This window comes from Bradyrhizobium erythrophlei (assembly GCF_900129505.1).
GTDB classification, from domain to species: domain Bacteria; phylum Pseudomonadota; class Alphaproteobacteria; order Rhizobiales; family Xanthobacteraceae; genus Bradyrhizobium; species Bradyrhizobium erythrophlei_D.
This window is the reverse complement of sequence record NZ_LT670818.1, coordinates 7,193,343-7,212,353: the sequence shown is the minus strand read 5'-3', so window position 1 is coordinate 7,212,353 and position 19,011 is coordinate 7,193,343. Positions and strand designations below refer to the sequence as shown.

Annotated in this window: 18 protein-coding genes; 12 read left to right on the top strand and 6 right to left on the bottom strand. The window is 57.6% G+C overall.

What is annotated here, in order from left to right:
• Positions 1-20: 20 nt before the first annotated feature.
• The 5 genes from B5525_RS33805 to B5525_RS33785 form a co-directional block, all read right to left on the bottom strand.
• A complete protein-coding gene (locus tag B5525_RS33805; protein ID WP_079570148.1) occupies positions 21-575 on the bottom strand; it encodes a TIGR02444 family protein in 555 nt (184 codons plus the stop codon).
• A 103-nt stretch (positions 576-678) separates the two neighbouring features.
• Positions 679-1,326: a UbiX family flavin prenyltransferase gene (locus tag B5525_RS33800; RefSeq protein WP_079570146.1), complete on the bottom strand. Its 648-nt coding sequence runs from the start codon at positions 1,324-1,326 to the stop codon at positions 679-681.
• 15 nt (positions 1,327-1,341) lie between these two features.
• Positions 1,342-2,301 carry a tripartite tricarboxylate transporter substrate binding protein gene (locus tag B5525_RS33795; RefSeq protein ID WP_079570144.1) on the bottom strand — a complete coding sequence of 320 codons (960 nt, stop codon included), beginning with the start codon at positions 2,299-2,301 and terminating at the stop codon, positions 1,342-1,344.
• 66 nt (positions 2,302-2,367) lie between these two features.
• Positions 2,368-3,576 carry an FAD-dependent oxidoreductase gene (locus B5525_RS33790; RefSeq protein WP_079570142.1) on the bottom strand — a complete coding sequence of 403 codons (1,209 nt, stop codon included), beginning with the start codon at positions 3,574-3,576 and terminating at the stop codon, positions 2,368-2,370.
• A gap of 39 nt (positions 3,577-3,615) precedes the next feature.
• Entirely contained in the window at positions 3,616-5,055 is a 1,440-nt protein-coding gene (locus tag B5525_RS33785; RefSeq protein WP_079570141.1) for a UbiD family decarboxylase, read from the bottom strand.
• 292 nt (positions 5,056-5,347) lie between these two features.
• Here B5525_RS33785 and B5525_RS33780 point away from each other — a divergent pair, with 292 nt between their 5' ends.
• Positions 5,348-6,880 (top strand): tripartite tricarboxylate transporter permease, encoded by a 1,533-nt coding sequence (locus tag B5525_RS33780; RefSeq protein WP_079570139.1) that lies wholly within the window; start codon positions 5,348-5,350, stop codon positions 6,878-6,880.
• Between the two features lie 49 nt (positions 6,881-6,929).
• Here B5525_RS33780 and B5525_RS33775 read toward each other — a convergent pair whose 3' ends face one another.
• Positions 6,930-7,430, bottom strand: coding sequence for a tripartite tricarboxylate transporter TctB family protein (locus B5525_RS33775; protein ID WP_079570138.1), 501 nt, complete (start codon positions 7,428-7,430; stop codon positions 6,930-6,932).
• A gap of 69 nt (positions 7,431-7,499) precedes the next feature.
• Here B5525_RS33775 and B5525_RS33770 point away from each other — a divergent pair, with 69 nt between their 5' ends.
• The 11 genes from B5525_RS33770 to B5525_RS33720 all read left to right on the top strand — a co-directional run bounded on the left by B5525_RS33770 (position 7,500) and on the right by B5525_RS33720 (position 19,008).
• Positions 7,500-9,542 (top strand): molybdopterin-containing oxidoreductase family protein, encoded by a 2,043-nt coding sequence (locus B5525_RS33770; RefSeq protein WP_079570136.1) that lies wholly within the window; start codon positions 7,500-7,502, stop codon positions 9,540-9,542.
• Positions 9,543-9,731: 189 nt separating this feature from the next.
• Positions 9,732-10,235, top strand: coding sequence for a glutamine amidotransferase-related protein (locus tag B5525_RS33765; RefSeq protein WP_079570135.1), 504 nt, complete (start codon positions 9,732-9,734; stop codon positions 10,233-10,235).
• Between the two features lie 44 nt (positions 10,236-10,279).
• On the top strand, positions 10,280-10,585 hold the full coding sequence (locus tag B5525_RS33760) for a ferredoxin family protein (RefSeq protein ID WP_079570133.1): 306 nt from the start codon (positions 10,280-10,282) through the stop codon (positions 10,583-10,585).
• 2 nt (positions 10,586-10,587) lie between these two features.
• On the top strand, positions 10,588-11,976 hold the full coding sequence (locus tag B5525_RS33755) for an FAD-dependent oxidoreductase (RefSeq protein WP_079570131.1): 1,389 nt from the start codon (positions 10,588-10,590) through the stop codon (positions 11,974-11,976).
• Positions 11,977-12,108: 132 nt separating this feature from the next.
• Entirely contained in the window at positions 12,109-12,813 is a 705-nt protein-coding gene (locus tag B5525_RS33750) for a GntR family transcriptional regulator (RefSeq protein WP_079570130.1), read from the top strand.
• Positions 12,814-13,020: 207 nt separating this feature from the next.
• Positions 13,021-13,896 carry a branched-chain amino acid ABC transporter permease gene (locus tag B5525_RS33745; RefSeq protein ID WP_079570128.1) on the top strand — a complete coding sequence of 292 codons (876 nt, stop codon included), beginning with the start codon at positions 13,021-13,023 and terminating at the stop codon, positions 13,894-13,896.
• Entirely contained in the window at positions 13,896-14,729 is an 834-nt protein-coding gene (locus tag B5525_RS33740) for a branched-chain amino acid ABC transporter permease (RefSeq protein ID WP_079570126.1), read from the top strand. Before B5525_RS33745 ends, B5525_RS33740 begins: the two co-directional genes overlap by 1 nt.
• Positions 14,726-15,559 (top strand): ABC transporter ATP-binding protein, encoded by an 834-nt coding sequence (locus B5525_RS33735; RefSeq protein WP_079570124.1) that lies wholly within the window; start codon positions 14,726-14,728, stop codon positions 15,557-15,559. Before B5525_RS33740 ends, B5525_RS33735 begins: the two co-directional genes overlap by 4 nt.
• Positions 15,549-16,280, top strand: coding sequence for an ABC transporter ATP-binding protein (locus tag B5525_RS33730; protein WP_154073599.1), 732 nt, complete (start codon positions 15,549-15,551; stop codon positions 16,278-16,280). Before B5525_RS33735 ends, B5525_RS33730 begins: the two co-directional genes overlap by 11 nt.
• Before the next feature lie 22 nt (positions 16,281-16,302).
• The gene (locus B5525_RS33725) at positions 16,303-17,466 is read left to right on the top strand and encodes an ABC transporter substrate-binding protein (RefSeq protein ID WP_172900027.1); all 1,164 of its coding nucleotides are present in this window, start codon (positions 16,303-16,305) and stop codon (positions 17,464-17,466) included.
• An 81-nt stretch (positions 17,467-17,547) separates the two neighbouring features.
• Entirely contained in the window at positions 17,548-19,008 is a 1,461-nt protein-coding gene (locus B5525_RS33720) for an NAD(P)-binding domain-containing protein (protein WP_079570122.1), read from the top strand.
• The last annotated feature ends 3 nt before the right edge of the window (positions 19,009-19,011 follow it).

The window sequence follows — 19,011 nt, the reverse complement described above, 5'->3', positions numbered from 1 at the left end:
CAGGAAATTCATACCCACGATCACGACGATGCGGCATCGAGGACCGAAATTGCGCTTTGAATGGCCGCATCGCCGAGCTGATTGCCCGGCTCCGAAGCATCGGCAAAGTATTTGACAACACCTTCGATGGTCGTTCGGTTCGGTTGCGCGCTCGCGGGGTTGCCCGGTATTTGCTCAAGCTGCTGCACAAGTGCACCGATTTCCAGCCGCTCCGCCAACAGTTCAGCCGCTTTTATTTGACGGTAGAGTTCGCCAGCCGAATGTCCCTTGACCGCTGGATTGCCTTCCTTGAGCCTGCGGCGACGGTTGCGAAGCGGAAGAACGGTCTCATTGCGCCAGGCCGAGATGTGCCGGTCGAGTTTTTCGATCTCGTCCGCCGTCAAATCCACCTGCCGGCGGGCAGAATAGAACATGGCGGTCAGGAGAAAGCTGACGTCAACGCCTAATTGATCCTGTAGTAGCAGGCAGGCCTGCGAGACGCCTTGTTTGGCATAGAGCTCGATCACGAAGTTCCAGCAGACTTCGTTTGCGGCGGACTCGTTCATCTGCATATTACCGATCCAGTCGATGATCATTGAGCCATGCCGCTTCTCGAACGCAGGTCCCTATCGCGCGGCCTGCGGCGATACGAATGATCTGCGGAATTCGCAGTTTGTCGCTCGGGTTCGATGAAGCTTATCAGCGGGCAGCGATCGAGGTGACGACAGCCTCATCGTGGTCGACGCGCGATTGTGTCCGGTCGCTCTTCGAATCCGGGTCACCCCAGCGCTTGACCATTTTGCAATCGATATCGAACAGGTCGAGAGCCCGGCCAACGGTGTGGTTGACGATGTCGTCGATGGTTTGCGGCTTTGCGTAGAAGGCAGGAACTGGGGGCATAACGATGGCGCCCATTTCCGTGAGCTGCGTCATGCTTCGGAGGTGACCGAGATGCAATGGGGTCTCGCGGGCCAACAGCACAAGCCGCCGTCGCTCCTTGAGTACGACGTCGGCCGCCCGTGTCAGCAGTGTAGAGGTGATGCCCGTCGCGATCTCCGACAACGTTCTGATCGAGCATGGCGCGACGATCATTCCCATGGTCTTGAACGAACCGCTGGAGATCGAAGCTCCAATATCTTCGATACGATGGAAGACGCTGGCGATCCTTCCGAGCGCGGCAACCTTCACGCTCGTTTCATGCGCCATCGTAATTTGCGCGGATTTCGTCATCACCAGGTGGGTCTCGTAACCGAGCTGCTGAAGCACCTCCAGCGTGCGAATGCCGTAGACGATACCGGAAGCCCCGCTAATGCCGACGATCATTCGGCGCCGATCGGATACAGTCATATGTTCAGCCTCGAATTAGTGGGCAGCAGCAACGCGCAAACCGAGCGCTTCGATGATATTCCGATAGGTTTCATCCTGCTTCGCAAGATATGATTTCGCCTCGTCTCCCCGCAGAAAGACGATGGCCGCGCCTGCGTCGTCCATGCGTTTCCTGAGCTCAGGCCGTTCGACGGCGATTTTGAGCGCGTCGGCGAGCTTCTGCGTGACCGCGGATGGCGTCCCGACTGGCACGAAGATTCCGTGGAAAGCGCCGATCGTCAGGTCGACACCACCATCCTTGAACGTGGGAAGATTTCCATAGATCGGCGACGGCGCATCGGAAGCGACCGCAAGAATACGAACCTTCTTGCTTTCGACCAAACTCTTGTATGACACCGGAACTGCGAAATGGACGTCGATGTTGTGTCCAGCGAGCGCAATCGCTCCATCGGTATCGCCTTTGAACGGAACGCTGATGAGATCGAGGCCCGCCGCGCGCGTGAACCCCGCCGCGAAGATCTGCGAAGAAGCGCCCGGGATCATGCCGAGACGAAGCGCACCGGGCTTGGTTCTCGCGTCGGCGACGAGATCACGCAGCGATTTCCACGGTGCACTCTCGGCAACGGCAAGGGCCGCCGGATCGGCATTGACGATAGCTACGAGTTCGAAGCTCTTGAGGGATAGCGGAGTGGGAACGGTATATTGCGCCGTCACGGCTGCCGTCGAGAAGAAGCCGATGGTGTAACCGTCGGGAGCTGCCTCCGAGACCTCGTTCGATCCCAGAACGCTGCTTGCGCCGGGTTTGTTGATCACGGGGATCGGTTTACCCAACGCGTCTTGCAGGCTCTGCGCAAAAATCCGGCCGATCACGTCGGTTCGTCCGCCCGCCGGAAACGGAATGATCATGGTCACTGGTTTGAACGGATAGGTTTGAGCGTGAGCGGACGACGAGGCAGCGATAGCCGCAGCGAGAAGCAGTGACCTGACCATTTTCATTCAACCGTCCCCAGTTTACAAATGTCGGTATGTCCTCAAGGTCGCTCTCCCGGCTTTTATTTGATATTAGACGATCGAGTTCGCGCGTCGCATGCTGTCGATCATGGACGAACGCATCAGAACGGCCTTCGCAAGTGACGGATCAAGCGATGAACGCCGCATGTCGTCGAGCCGCGAAAGCCTGACGCTTTCGTCGGTTTCTTCCAGCAGCCGCTTGTTGCGGATCGAGGCTTCCTGGACGTATTCGATGTTGGCGGTTCGCCGCTGCCGAACATACAGACCCAGGAAATCGTCCGATGCGTCGGCGTGAATGACGCGAATGAGTTTGTCGGTGAGGTTCATCGCGTCCTGCAATCCGCAGTTTAAACCGAACCCGCCAATCGGATTGTTGAGATGCGCCGCATCGCCGGCGATCAGAAGCCGGCCGTTGCGAAAGGTGGTCGCGACGCGCTGGTGGACCCGGTAGATCGTCCGGTGAACGATGTCATAAGGCGTCGATTTCGGTTGAACCGACTGAAGCCGTCTCTCGATCCTGGGCGTGGACAATGCGTCCTGCTCGCTCTCGTCGGGATCACACCCATACAGAAAGCGCCACAACCCCGGTGGTCCCTGATCCGGCAGGCGAAACACCGCGCACCACTCGACGGGATGCGAGATATAGGCGGTATCTGTGAAGCCATCGTGGCCCAGGTCATGTGTGGTGCTGATGAGCGCAAAGCGTTCGGGAAAGGTGAATCCTTCGAACTCGATATCGGCGCAGTTCCGGACGACGCTGCCGCCGCCGTCGGCGCCGATGACCCAGGTGCTCTCGAATGCTTCTTCTCCGTCCGGCGTTCGCGCTGTCACGCGAACGCCGCTGTCGGTCTGCGCGATGTTTTCGACATGACTCGAAAACCGCACTTCTGCATTCGGCAGCTTGCGCAATTCTTCGAGTACGATCGGCGTAAAGCGGTGTTGCTCGAGATGGAGACGGAAAGGAAATGGCGTTTCGTCACCGAGCAGGGATAGTTCAAATGTAGCGATGATGCCTTTGTTACGATCGCGGAGTTGCCACTTGTGAACGGGAATGCCGATGTCGAGCAACTTTGCGGTTAGTCCAAGCGGTTCCATCACCTCCAACGTGGGCGGGTGAAACGACCCCGCCCGTAGGTCCATAAACAGTTCCGGATGGGATTCAAGGACGAGGACCGGCACATCGTGCGAGGCCAGATTGAGTGCACACAGAAGACCCACGGGTCCACCGCCGACTATGATGACTTTCTCGCGGGCCTTCATCTCTTACCCTTCCTGCCGATGCCTACCTATCGATAACTGTCACACCAGGGGAGGGAGGCCGTAGCTTTCCCACTGATCATGTACGGTCTGCATCAGTTCGCGCGGCGGCATGGAGCGCGGCGGATAAGCATGTTTGCGTGTTGCGTCGATGCCAACTTTACCGCTGTAGATCGCCTGTTCTTTCGGCATTGAAGGATCGAGCGGAAGGCCGGTGCCGTTTTCCCAGATCGTGTAGTCGCGGTCGGGCTGGACGCGCGTCGAAACGTGCCAGGCGACGTCGTCGTCGTTGTAGATGTCGCAATCGTCCTCAACGACAGTGACCTGCTTGGCGCGGTTCGGATAAACCGCCCAACATCCTGAATAAACCGCCTTCGCATGTGATGGAAACTGCGGTTTGATCTTCACGACGACGTGCGACTGGCACGACATCGGATGAACATAGACATCGAGCACGCCGGGAATACCGCATTGCCGGAGCCCGGTGAGAAGAATGGATTCCATCGCGATATCCTTGATGCAGCTGCCTTCGCTCGGCGGCATTTGCTCCTGGAAACCCTGATGAATGGTACCGTTTCTATAAGTGATTGCGGTGACCTCGATTACCGGCGATTGCGCGACGGGACCCATATGCCCGTAGAATTCGCCGAACGGTCCCTCCTGTTCGCGGAAGTGAGGCTGCACAATTCCCTCGATGATCATTTCGGCATGCGCCGGGACCATCAAATCGATGGTCTCGCACTTCACGATTTCCATCGGCTGACCGCCGAGCCCTCCGGCGACCGCCATTTCGTCGACACCGAAGGGAACCCTTCCCACTGACGTCATCCCGAGGTACGGCGGCGAACCGATCGCGATCGCGATCGGCATCGGCTTATTCGTGGCCTCATATTTTTGCATGATGATGCCGGAATGCTTTGCGGGCTGTACCAGGACCCCGATCCGATTCGGTCCCTTGATCATTCCGCGATAAACGCCGGCATTCTGAATGCCGGTTTCCGGATCTACCTGAATCACGGCACCGGCCGACAGATAAGCGCCGGCATCGAGACCTGGCGTCCATGTCGGAATCGGAAATTTTAGCAGGTTGACATCTTTTCCCCGCATGACGTTTTCCTTGCAGGGGCCGGTCTTGACCACGACCGGCGGAATCGGCGCGCTTAGCGCGGTAGCCCATTTCGTGCGGATTGCTTCCTTGTCGATACGGCCGTCAATGGACGGAACGCCGAGAGCGGTGGCATATATGTCGCGAGACGCACCGAGTGTGTTCGTCGCGACCGGCGTCTCGAATCCAGAAATATTTTCGAAAAGAAGCGCGTAGCGATTTTCCGGCCGCTGGTACATGACCTGGCGCGTAACGCAGGCGATTTCCCAATCCTTATCGACGTGCTTGGTGATTCTTCGCAGCTTTCCGATCTTTTCCAGATGAGAAAGGAGGTCCCGGAGTGACTCGAAATAGGAGTTATTCGGTACGTGTAACATGGGGTCTTGGTTCCCTTGATCTTTGCCGGCATGCCGCCTTGTCGTCGGCTATCTCAGAGCAACAACCATGCCAGAATAAAAAATGTTTCATTTCACGGCGTTGAACCTAATGATCTTGTGATATGCCCAAAAATTGCTCGTTGGCGAGAAAATATTGAGCATTCCGCGATCTCGTATGCGATCCCGGGAGCTCAATGCTTCGTATAATGAAACATTTTTCGTGCTGGAGTTTGGCACGTGACTTGCTACCCCTTCATCTGATTGCGGATACCGCGCTTCGGAGGGGGCTGGCTTGGATACGCTCGTCAACATTGGCCATGGATTTTCGATCTCGCTCCAACCGATGAGCCTGCTGTTCTGCTTTATCGGCGTATCGCTGGGCGTTATCGTGGGAATTTTGCCTGGCCTCGGCTCGGCGGCGACGATCGCACTGCTTCTTCCGATCACCTATTTCCTCGATACGGCGACCGCGATCATCATGCTGTCCGGCATCTGGTATGGCTCGATGTATGGCGGCTCAATCACCTCGATCCTGCTTTGCGTGCCCGGCGAATCCGCCTCCGTTATGGTCGCGATTGACGGCTATGAGCTGACCAAGCAGGGGCGGGCAGGTGTGGCGCTTGGCATCTCGATGTTCAGTGCCTTTATCGCAGGAATGTTCGGCCTCGTCGGGTTGGGCTTGCTGGCACCCACGCTCGCCGATTTCGCCTTGAACTTTGGCCCTCCGGAATATTTTGCGCTCACGCTATTGGGGCTGACGCTGGTGAGCTATCTGGCCACAAACTCTGTTCTTAAGGCGATCGCGGTGACAGTGTTCGGCCTGCTGCTTGGGACGGTCGGTCTGGACCCCGTCCGAAGCACCGCGCGTTTCACTTTCGGCTCGCTCAGCCTGCAGTCCGGCATCGATCTGGTACCGATGGTGATGGGATTGTTTGGCATTTCGGAAGTCTTCTCGCTTCTTGAGGAGAAGATAGTTGCTGCCGGGCCGATCCGTGCGCCAAGCCGGCTACGCGACGTCTTGCCGACGCGACAGGACTGGCGGAATGCCGCGCGACCATTGATCCAGGGAACGCTCGTTGGTTTTTTCGTTGGCCTGCTTCCCGGAGGCGGAGCGACGGTCTCGTCGTATCTGGCTTACGCGACGGCGAAACGTTGGCGACACCCATCTCAGAATTTTGGCGGAGGCGCCGTCGGCGGCGTTGCGGCGCCGGAAGCGGCGGCCAATGCGGCAACCTGCGCCGGATTCATCCCTCTGTTGACGCTGGGATTACCGGAGAACGCGGTGATGGCGCTGATGTTGGGTGCATTCATGCTTCACGGCATCACGCCGGGGCCGACGCTTATGATTCAGCATCCCGAGATGTTCTGGGCGATTGTAACCAGCATGTTCGTCGGCAACTGCATCCTGCTATGCCTAATGCTTCCGCTAATTGGCTATCTTTCGAAGATCACGTTGGTGCCGAACAGTATCCTGGTTCCAATCATCGTTCTGGCCTGTCTCGCCGGCGCCTATGGCGTCAATAACAATCCGGCGGACATCGCATCCATGACCGCGTTCGGTATGCTCGGATATCTGATGCGGAAGTTCGATTTTCCGTTACCGCCCCTGGTGCTGGCTTTCGTCATAGGCCCGATCATGGAGACGGCACTTCGACAGTCCCTGATCATGTCCGGCGGCAATTTTACGATCTTCGTCAACCGACCGGTGGCGGGCTCGCTCGTGGCGGCAGCGCTGCTTATCGGGCTTTGGCCCGCAATGGCGGCACTTTTTGCAGCGTGGCGCCGCCGCAGGCCAAGTCTGCCAGCGACACAACCGGCGGAGTAAGGGGAGACGATGACGAGAAGAAGACGGCCAGCTTTGTCAGGGGCATCGCTCAGAAAATGGTGAGAATACCCTGCGGAAGCGGCACGCCGAGTTCGGTGAAGCCGACATAGCAAACAACGACGGCTGGAACGGAAATGGCGAGTGCGACAACCCAACGTAACCGGCCATAGGCTGTCATGAGAAGAAACAGGATCGTGATCGTGCAGAGAATAAAGCCGACCTTGTTGAGGAGCGCGGCGTACACGAGCAGCGCAGAGGCTGCCAGGGGCACAGCCCAGCTCCGCAGGGTGAACTCGGCGCGCTCGCGCGTCGCAAAGCTCGCTCGTAAAATCATTCCCAGTCCGAGGATAGCCAAAATCGCGGAAAGGGATTTCGGGAAGAAGCCTGAATCGGGCGCGCCAACCGTTCCAAACGGCAGTCCGGTCGTGTTCAGATACAGAAAAGCAGCAACGGATGTCGTTACGATTCCGCAGACGCGGTCGAAATTGTCAGCGAGAAAGCGGAGAGGTGGAAGCATGGGGTACCTCGTATTCAAGTCGGGGAAGATCATCGATTGCCTGCAAAACGCGGGCCATGCAGCCGCTGGTCTTATGAAGTGCGTAAGAGGGAAGATCGCTATATGAGCACGATTCCGGACAAGGTTCTAACCACATGCCCGCGTGATTGTTACGACGCATGCGGTATCTTGGTCGAACGTCGCGATGGGAAAATCTCCCGCGTTGTGGGTGATCCGAACCATTTCGTCAGCAAGGGTTCGTTGTGCGGCAAATGCGCTGTTGCCTACAACGGAGGTTTCATCAATTCGTCGTCTCGCCTGTTGCATCCGTTGCGACGAACCGGGCCGAAGGGCGCAGGACAATGGGAACAGATTACCTGGGATGACGCGATTGCCGTTATCGCAGCAAAGTTAAAGCCGCATATCGCGGGTGGGCGGGCCAGCAAAGTCATTCAGGCGCATTACACCGGAACCGTGGCGCTGCTCGCCGGAAATTTTCCACTGCGTTTCTTCAATGCGATTGGAGCGACCGAAGTCGATCCGGATACGGTGTGCAACAAAGCCGGCCATGCTGCGCTTCAGCTCGTCTTTGGCGACAGTCTCAGCGGCTTCGACCCACGCACCGTCAAGGATTCGAATTGTATCATGGTCTGGGGTGCAAATCCGGCGACTTCTGCACCGCATGTCGACCGCCACTGGTTGAAGAGCAGTAAAGCGACGCGGATCGTCATCGATCCGATCAAGCACAAAACGGCGCAGGAGGCCGATCTTTTCCTGCAGCCGCGGCCGGGCAGCGATGCATCGCTGGCATTCGCCATGTTGCATGTTATCCGCGAATTGAATCTTCTCGACCGGTCATTCATTGAATCGCATGCGATCGGCTGGCCTTCGGTCGCTGCGCAGCTTGACGCCTGCACGCCGGAGTGGGGAGAGGCTGAGACCGGCGTTCCCGCAGCGCTTATTCGCCAGGCCGCCGAGATCTATGCAAGGGGACCCTCGCTGCTTTGGCTGGGGCAAGGGCTGCAGCGCCAGCCGTTTGGCGGCAATGTCTTTCGTGCCTGCTCGCTTCTTCCGGTCGCGACCGGGAATATGATGAAGCCCGGCGCGGGGCTATTCTACATGAACGGCTTTGGATTTCGCGGCGTTGACATGGGCTGGGTCACTGGCGCTGAGATCGCGCCCGGCGCGTCGCCCGCGATTAGTCACATGGATTTGCACGAGGCATTAGCCGATCCACGACGTTCGTCGGTTTTCTTCACGTGGAATTGCAATCCTGCCGCCTCCAGCCCGAACCAGAAAAAGCTGGTCGATGCCTTGAAGCGAGAAGACCTCTTTCATGTGGCGATCGACATTTTTCCGACAGATACGGTGGACTACGCTGACATCGTTCTACCGGCCGCGAGTTTCCTCGAATTCGATGATCTGGTGATGTCGTATTTCGATTGGACGGTGTCGGCCCAGACCAAGGCGAGCGAACCGTTTGGTTCGTCGAAAACCAACATGGAAATGTTCCGCCAGATCGCTGAAGCTTGCAGGCTCTCGGACAGAGCGCTGTTCGAACAGGACGGCGACATGCTTGAGAAGCTGCTTCATCAGAGCGGTATTGAAATGGGTTTTTCTGAATTGTCCGAGCGCGGAACCGTGTTCTGGTCAAGCAAGACCGGCATTCCTTTTGTCGATGGCAGGTTCTCCACGAATTCCGGCAAGATCGAACTGGCGGGACCAGCTTTCGTCGATGCCGGATTACCTACCGCGCCGACGCCGCACGCGGACGCGCCGCCCGCGCCGGGTTTCTGGCGCGTTCTGTCGCCGGCAAGCAGTTGGCTGATGAACAGCAGCTACGGGAGCGAAGAGCGCATTCGGCGTCAGATCGGCCCGCAAACTGGATTCATCAATCCGGCAATGGCGAATGCAGCGGGCCTTGTTGAAGGGGAAGCCGTTATTCTGTTCAACGAAACCGGCGAGCTGCCGATGCGCGTGGGCTTCGATGCGGGAGTGCCTCAGGCAACGATCCTGCTTCACAAGGGCCGCTGGCCGAAATACGAAATGGCCGGTGCTAACGTCAATATCCTCAATCCCGGTCAAAAGACCGATCTTGCGGAAAGCTCGAGCGTGCACGGAATTGAGGTGCGCATCAGGTGTGCGATGAGTGAGGCTGCGGAATGAGTAAGCTCTGTATCGCTATCGAGCACTTGGCAGTCGAACATCCCGGCACGCTTAAACCGGTGCTGGAGGCGAATGGATATGAGGTTGTATCGATCCCGGCGGCAGGGATTCGGCAGTTTCGCGAAAGAGCTGCAGACGCCGACTTGCTTATCGTGATGGGAGGTCTACGACGCTCCCGAGTTTCCATTCTTGACCGATGAAATCGGCATCATACGCGCCCGTCTCGCGGCAAAACACCCGATTCTCGGCCTCTGTCTTGGGTCACAACTGATGGCGGCCGCGCTTGGCGCCAGACTATTTCCGGGGACGAACGGCGTGGAGCTCGGTTGGGCATCCGTTCAATTGACCGCGCAAGGGCGCGAGCACCCGCTCGCGGCGGTCGCGGGCGACGACATGCCGGTTCTGCATTGGCACGGTGACACATTCGAACTGCCGCAAGGTGCGACGTTGCTGGCATCGACTTCTCGTTACGCTCACCAGGCGTTCGCGGTAGGAAATTACGCACTTGCTTTGCAATTCCACGTCGAAACTGATGCGGCGGAGCTCGAGCAATGGTTCGTCGCGTTCGCCGGTGACATTCGCAAATCGGGCCCTGACACTTTGTCCAGGCTTCGCGCGGATACCGCCAAATATGCATCCGGTCTGTCGGAGAGGAGCTCCCGTTTCGTCTCGCAGTGGGTCGCGCAACTATGAATACAATGGGCGTGCGGATGAGGGGGAAGGGACGAGATTGATCAATGGCCGTCGTTGTTACTGATAACTGCTTGGATTGCCGCTTCACTGAATGTGTCGCGGTTTGCCCGGTATCCTGTTTTCACCAAGACGAGCGGATGGTTTACGTTGACCCCATCGAATGCATTGCGTGCCGCGCATGTCTGACTGCGTGCCCCGTGAATGCAATCTTCGACGTCGAGGATTTGCCCGCCGACAAGTCCCATTGGATCGAGATCAACGCCGAGCGTGCGTCTCAATTGCCGGCGATTCTGGAAAAGCAGGTGGCTCTTCCGAACGCGGAAACGCGGAAGGCGAGCTACGGATTTTGACAATGTCTGAACCTCACATTGCGATAATTGGGAGCGGTCCCAGCGGCTTTTTTGCCGCAGAAGCGCTCCTGAAATCGGATGCCGGCGTACGCGTGGATATGTTCGACCGGTTGCCGACGCCTTACGGGTTGGTTCGTTCCGGCGTCGCGCCGGATCACCAGCAGATCAAACAGGTCGTCAAGGTGTTCGATGCCCTGGCCAGCAACATCAAGTTTGCGTTCTTCGGCAACGTCGAGGTGGGCAGCAATATCTCGCTGGACTTGCTGCGAAGCCGATACGACGCCATTATTCTTGCGTATGGTGCATCTGCCGGAACACCATTGCCGGTCCCAGGTAGTCATCTTTCGCAGAGTATCACGGCGACGGACTTCGTTGGCTGGTACAACGGCCATCCGGACTTTACCAGACTTGATCTGAGCCTTGACAATGACAGTGCGGTTGTTATCGGACACGGCAACGTCGCCATTGATGTTGCGCGCATTCTGCTCAGTGATCACGCGCGGCTCGCAAAAACCGATATAGCCGATCACGCGCTAGAGGCACTCCGTCGAAGCCGGGTGCGCCGCGTTCACATGGTCGGGCGGCGAGGACCGATACAGGCGTCATTTACGACCGCGGAACTGCGTGAACTGCTTGGCATGCCCGATGTTCGCATCGTGGTCGATCGCGAGGCTTTGCGGCTCGACGAGCAAGAACACGCCTTTCTTGAATTGCCGATTAACGCAGCCATTAAGCGCAACGTCGACGTCATTAACGCTGCGGCGGCGCGTGATTGCTCTCGGGAGAAGGCTAAAGAGCTTCATTTGACGTTTCTGGCGAGTCCTGTGGCTATCGAAGGATCTGACCGCGTTAGCGCCGTTCAGTTTGTGCGCAACCAGTTGGAAGGTCCCGTCAACGATAGAAAGGCCGTGCCTGGCACATGGCATTTTTCAGTTTTGGCGGGGTTGACGATCGCAAGTATTGGCTTTCGGGGCAGGCCCCTTGAAAATGTGCCGTTTGACACGCGCCGCGGCATCATCCCCAACGTTGAAGGACGCGTAATGGGTGAGGCGCTGCACGGCGCCGCGCCTCTGTACGTCGCCGGTTGGATCAAGCGGGGGGCCACCGGCATCATCGGAACAAATCGCGCCGACGCCGGCGAAACGGTTCGCAAGTTGCTCTCGGATTTTCGCGAGGGACGTTGGCCGGTGAAGGACGACCGGCAACGGGTGAATGTGCCGCTGATGAGTCCCCGGATTGATTTCGCCGATTGGCGTCGGATCGACGATGCCGAATGTCGCGCCGGTCGTGAATCCGGTAGGCCGCGGCGGAAGATGGTCAGTATTGACGCCATGTTGGAGGTCGCCGTAAGGGGCAGGGAAGGCGCCGCGACACCCGAAACCGCCGCCTGAGGCGGCCAAAGGTTGGAGCATCTTATTGAAAAATTATCTGATTTTTCGAGGGCGACCCCTGGTTGCGCCTTGAGGAACTCCCGATTCGCCGCTAAAAGCAGAAATCTAACATGAAACGTGTGGGTCTGAAGGATGGCGCGAAAGCTCAAGCGGTCCAATTTAAGCGAGGACGCCTATACGGTGGTTCGCGAGATGTTGCTCAATGGGAATCGGTTCAACCCGGGCGACAAGGTCAGCGTCGAAGAACTCAGTCGCGAGCTTGGAGTGAGCCGCACGCCGTTGTGGGCGGCGATCAATCGACTTGAGGCGGAACGCGTCGTCGAGGTCGTGCCAAGGCAGGGCGTTTATCTGGTCGACTACGATCCAGGGCGCGCGCTGGAGATGTATATCGCGCGAGAAGCGCTCGAAGGAATGGCTGCACGGCTTGCAGCTTCCAACATTAGCGACCGGCAGCTCGCAATTCTTCAACGGAGCATCGACGATCAGCGCGCCGCTCTGAGCAGCGGCGACTCGGACGGCTACTACACGCGCACCATTGAATTTCACGAGGAAATCGTGCGGGCGGCCAATAATGTGACGCTTGAAAGGCTGTTGCAATCAGTGTTTGCGCAGATGAGAGCCATGCGAATCCAGCGGAACTCGATCCCGACGCATCTCCCGCAGTCCTGTACCGACCACGAAAAAATATTATCGGCTATCCGCAAGCGCGATCCAGATTTGGCAGAGCGAGAGGCGCGAAACCACATCAAGGATCTCGCGATGGCCATTCGTCGCGAGCGAGTACCTGCGCAGGCTCCCGCTGCAGCTAAGAGCAGGCTCTCTGCGCTCGCGCGTTGAGATATCAGATTAAGTTCTCGGCACCCCTGCTCGTTATCAGTGCTGTCATGGCCGGCCTGGCCGGCAGCAAGCCTGTCCTCCGCCGAAACCTCGGAGGTTTCGGCCCATCGCAGCTTTTTTCCAGTTATTCTCCAAGTTTTGAGCGTTCCCAATTCTGGCACGTCGCTTGCTTTCGTGAAATGAAACACGAATGCTTAGCGAGCCGCCATGTTAGCCCAACAGGTTGTAAACGGACTGCTCCTTGGCGGCATCTATGCGCTGGTGGCGCTGGCGTTCTCGCTGACCATCGGCATCCTGAATTTTCTGAATTTCAGCATTCCGGCGTTGTTCATGCTCGGCGGCATCGTCTCATGCGCGATGCTGGCGAAGGGGTACTCGATCGCGGTCTCGATCGCGGTGGCGCTCGCCGTGACCGGCGGCGTTTCTCTCGTCATTGAACGCTTCACCTTCCGATGGCTGAAGAATTCGGACAGCCACATTCCACTCGTCAGCTCTCTCGGCTTTCTGGTGCTTTTTGAGAATCTCGTTGTGATCTATTTCGGATCGGATGCTGTTGGCTATCCGAGTCCGTTTGGTGGGGCGAGTATCCGTATTGTAAGCGTGCTTATCAGTCTGCCGCAACTGGCCAGCTTCGCCATTTCCTTGCTGCTAATTGTCGCCTGTTACCTCATCGTAACCCGAACGAAGCTCGGACGAGGCCTGCGCTCAATTGCAGAGAGTCCAACCATTTCTGAAATGCTGGGCGTCGATGTCGGGCGAACCGTGTCCGGCATGTACCTCATTTCTGGTTTGCTGGCCGGAGTGGGCGGCGCGCTGTTCGGCATCAGCTATCTTCAGGTCTCCTGGGACATGGGGTCGGAAGTCGCGCTTAAGGGCATCTCCGCGATGGTGCTTGGCGGGATGGGCAACATCTGGGGCGCGTTGCTGGGAGCTTTGATCATCGCGGTCGTGGAAGTGCTGACGATCTCATACGTCAGCTCGGAAGCCGTGAACATCGTCGTCTATGGCGTGTTGCTCGCGCTCATCCTCTTGGTACCAAACGGTCTGCTCGGCGATCGCGCCATTTTAGTCGAGCGGATGTAATGAGCGGATACGCAACCCAGATCGCGGCGATCCTGATCGTCAATATCGTCGCTGCGTATTCCGCCTACATGCCGCTCGCGTGCGGTCAATTGAATCTTGGAATTGCCGGCTTCATGGCAATTGGCGCCTACGCTTCGGCCGTTCTAAGTCGCTACGGATTTCCGCTCGGTGTTTCGATCCTGTGCGGCGCCTGCGCTTCCACGATAGCCGGATTTGCAATCTCATTTCCGGTTCTTCGAGCCCGGGGCATTTATCTCACGATTGCCACGCTTGCGTTTTCGGAAGTGGTAACCGCGATTCTGCTTAACCTGAATGTGGTTGGAGGGGCCAGCGGTTTAGTGGTGGCCGATCATTTGAGTGTCGCCCCGATGTTCGGAACGATGATGATCGTCCTCGCGATCATAGCCTGCTTGAGCAGTACGCGGTTCGGTCTGTGCATGACGGCCGTTCGAAACGACGGCAGGGGCGCAGCGGTATTCGGCGTGAGGGTACGGTGTGTAGAGGTGGCAGCCTTGACCATCGGCGCTGGATTCGCCGGCGTTGCCGGAGCGCTTTACGCTCATCATTTCAACTACCTCGAAGCGCAGCATTTTAACGTTCTACTGAGCACCTACGCGGTGCTCTATGCGCTGCTGGGCGGACTGCAGACCCCATTCGGGCCGTTGATTGGGGCTGTTGTATTTACGCTCGTTCCGGAATTGCTCCGCAGCACGGATCAGTGGCGATATGTCGGGTTCGGCGCCTGCATCGTCCTGCTGATGCTGCTGCGGCCTGAGGGTCTGTTGACCCGGCGCTTGATCCACGAACTGCCGTTCAGGAGGCGCCTCGTATGAAGCCGATGCTTTTCCTGCACGGAATTTCACTTACCTTTGGCGGCCTGTCGGTGATCGGCAATCTCGATATTCAGCTGCAAAAGGGATCGCGCTGCGGTCTGATCGGCCCGAACGGCGCGGGCAAGACGACAATCTTCAATTTGCTCAGCGGCGTGTACCGCGTCACTGCGGGCGAGATCCTTCTTGATGACGAGCCGATCGACGATGTCCCGCTTGATCAACGCATCCATCTCGGTATCGGCAGGACTTTCCAGAATCTTCGCTTGATGAAACACCTCACGGTGCTGGAAAACATCATGCTGGGCCAGCACCATTTGGTCAGCCCCTGGGCAAGAATACTGGCCCCGCTTGGAAGCTCGTGGAATCGATCCTGGCGCGAGGAGGCGATGAGCGCGGCCGAAGCGTTGGGACTTCGAGACGATATTTACAAGCTCGCGCAGGGTCTTTCCTACGGCGTTCAAAAGCGGATCGAGGTAGCACGCGCGCTCGTGGGGCGCCCCAGACTCCTGCTACTTGATGAGCCAGCTGCAGGACTCAATTCGAGCGAGCGAAACGAGCTCGTTACGGTGCTCGCATCTTCGCTTCCGAAGGAGACGACAGTTCTCATCGTCGAGCACGATACGGATTTCGTCAGAACGCTTTGCGATCGTGCAGTTGCTCTTAACTTCGGACAAAAAATTGCCGAAGGCGACCCAGTCTCCGTTTGTAGCCATCCACTTGTGATCGAGGCTTACCTGGGAAAGGACGAGCCGACCTATCTCAGCCGTCCGAAATCGACTTCAACTGGATCTGGCGAAGCGGCGCGTCGGAGGAACGACAATGCTGCTTGAGGTCCGCAATCTGGGCGTGTCGTATGGCAACGTATTGGCGGTCAATGACGTCAGCCTTCAAATCGAAGGCTGCAGTATCGCGGCGGTGCTCGGCGCGAACGGAGCAGGAAAAACATCGCTCCTCAACGCAATCATGGGCGTGACGCGTGCACAGGGAACGATTCATTTTGAAGGCCAAATGATTTCAAGATGGTCATCGGCCCGTCGGGTGTCGGCCGGCATAGCGCTGGTGCCTGAAGGTCGTCGGATATTGCTGTCGCTGACGATCGAGGAGAATCTTTTGATGGGAGCCTACCAACGGCGAGATCGAGGCGTTACGTCCGATCTGGCCGAAATGTATGATCTGTTTCCAAATCTTGCGCGGCGACGACATGAACTTGGCTCTGTGTTGTCTGGCGGCGAACAGCAGATGCTTGCGATCGCACGCGCACTCATGGCACGTCCACGACTTTTGCTGATGGATGAACCATCACTTGGTCTTAGTCCGTTGTTCGTTCGAGAAATCTTCAATCTCATTCAAAGCCTGAACGAAGCCGGCTTGACGATCCTGCTTGTCGAGCAAAACACCAGAATGGCGCTGCAGGCGGCGCAAAGGGGATATGTCTTGAGGCTCGGTCGCCTTGCGCTTGAAGCTGACACTGAAGAACTCACGAAGTCCGACGATTTGACGAAAGCCTATCTCGGCGGAGGCGTCGCAGTTAACAACGCCCTGCATGCCTGACGATTACAAAAGAGGAAAGAACATGAAGCGGATCTACCTTGTTACGTCACTCCTCGTGTTAGGCATCGTTTCCGCCCACGCGAACGATCTGACCATCGGATATCTGGCCGCAAATACCGGGCCGTTCTCTGCACTGGCAAAGCGAAATGCCGTCGCGGTCGAGATCGCCATCGAAGACATCAATGCGAAGGGAGGCATAAACGGAAAGAAACTGGTGCTGTCTTCGTTCGACACCGGGGGCAAGCCGGACCAGGCCGCCGCAGGCGTGACGCGTTTTGCTCAGGACGAACCGGTTCTTGCGATCGTCGGTCCGTTCAGTACCAGCGAATGCCGGGTTTCGTTCCCGGCCGGAGAGCGTCTCGGTATTCCACAGATGTCGATGGCTTCGTCGGCGCCGAAGGTTGCCGCGCCTTTTACCTATGCGTTCCGCAACACCACGGATGAGGCGTATACGTACGAGCGATTGTTCAAGACGATCAAGGCGAAGGGTTACGCCGCGAAGTCCGTGTCTATTGCCTACGCAACCGACGACGCTGTTTCCGAGTCCTTGGGGACGAAGGTACTCCCTGATGCAATCAAGCAAGCCGGCCTTCCGCTGGAGCAGACCGTTTCGCTTCGTGTTGCGGCATTCGACCTAGCTCCACAGGTTTCGCAACTGATGCAAAAGCCGACCGACCTCATCGCAGTCGGCACCCCGCCAGAACCGATGCTGAAGCTTGCCGCCGAGCTGCGCCGCCAGGGTCACAAAGGACGGATGCTGGGCGGGTCGTCGGTCGCTGATGCTGAATTGCCGGCTCGCATGGGACCGAACGGGGAGGGGACGTTGATCACCGCGACGTTCTTCAGCGGGCTCGATGACGAGCGGACGCGGGATTTTGTCGAGAAATTCAAGGCCAAGCTGAAGGAGAAGGGCGAAGCGGTCGTCGAACCTAACCAGTTCGACGCAGCGAGCTACGACATCGTATCGATGTATGCCTACGCGATGCAGCAGGCGGCGATCACCGGCGACAGGGATAGACTTGCAGCTGAACGAACAGCTGTCCGCGATCAGATCCGCAAACTCAGCAAATTTCCGGCGCTGGTTGGCCCCCTGTCCATCAACTCGGATGGCGACGCTATCAAGGTCGTCTACGTGCTCGAAGCAAAGGGCGGAAAGTGGACGCTTGTGGACCGGCATCTCGACTAGCTGACGTGATTGGTCGATCAGCCGCGATGCTTGACATCCGTTTACGCATCTTTATTGTGAAATGAAACATGAAATATTTAAATGGCAAATCTCGCTCGCAAGCACGATATTCCAGGCGATTTCTCAATGGCGGACCGGCTGTATCGGCCGTTTCCGCTCATCGGTTGGGAAGCACGTCTATGCGACCTCGAGGCGCAAATTCGCGTTGACATCGAGCTGCTTCGCTATCCAGTCGATCCGCTCCCATACGAACCGCGGAAGGGCATGCTCGAAGTCGCGGTGATCGGCGCGGGGCAAACTGGAAAGGCGGTCGCGTTCGGCCTCGATCGCTTCGGTCTGCATAATGTGAAGGTATTCGACCGTAATCCGCCGGGACTGCAGGGTCCTTGGCGAAATTACGCGCGAAACCATTTGTTGCGCACCCGCAAGAGCGAGACCGGAGGATTGCACTGGGGTTTCCCCAATCTTCATTTTCAGCGCTGGTGCGATCTGAAATTCGGTGAAGATTACTTCCGGAGCATCAAGAAAATTCCGCGTCTGGTGTGGGCGGAGTATCTCGACTGGTTTGGCGAAGTTCTGAGACTTCCGATCGAATACAACGTGAGCGTTTCCGACATTGCCTGGCGCCCGGATATCGGGTGCTTCGAGCTTGAAACTTCGAAAGGTGTCGCGCGCGCGCAGTTTGTCGTTCTGTGCACCGGAATTGAGAGCGCTGGCCTGCAACGGTTTCCAGATCTGGTCAGGGATAATCTTCCACCGCAGGCCTATACCCACACGATGGGCGATCTTCCTGTCGATCGATTGGTTGATCGCGATGTTGTTGTCATTGGCGGAGGTGCGAGCGCCTTTGATACTGCCAATGCTGCACTAGAGGCCGGAGCGCGTTCGGTCGACCTCCTGGTGAGGAGGGAGAATCTGCCGCCTGTCCATCGCGTTTGCCTCGCCAGCCGGTGGCAGGGGTATCATCGCCATTATATCGATCTCCGCGATGAAATGAAGTGGGCTTACTCGCTGGCAGACCTCGATCTCGGGGTGCCGCCACCTCGGGATACTTACTACGAGGCAATCAGAGACGAGCGGTTCAACATCTACGGCAGTGCCGGCATCGAGTCGCTTCGCTATGAGAACGACAAAATCATCGGCTGTTATGGCGGTCTGGAGATGCGACATGATTTCATGATCTGCGGAACCGGCAGCCGTAATTCACTGGCGGATCAAAGTGAACTGAAATCCTTGCTGCCATCCATTCGGCTCTGGAAGGATGGCTACATCCCTAACGGACTGGCGACCCATCCCGAGCTGGAAAACAGCCCCTATCTGGGATCTGCCCTGCAATTTACGCCGCTCCATGACCGCGACCATTTCGTCGGCCGCATTTATTACCTCTGCTCCGGTGTCGCGCATTTGAGCGGTTTCCGATGCAATCTGTCAGGTCTTCAATACGCGGCAGAGCGCGTCTGTCACGACATTTCCAGGACGCTGTTCATCGAAAACGAGCAGCAGATCAAAGCCGCGTTCGACCATCACTCTGACTGGGAATAATTT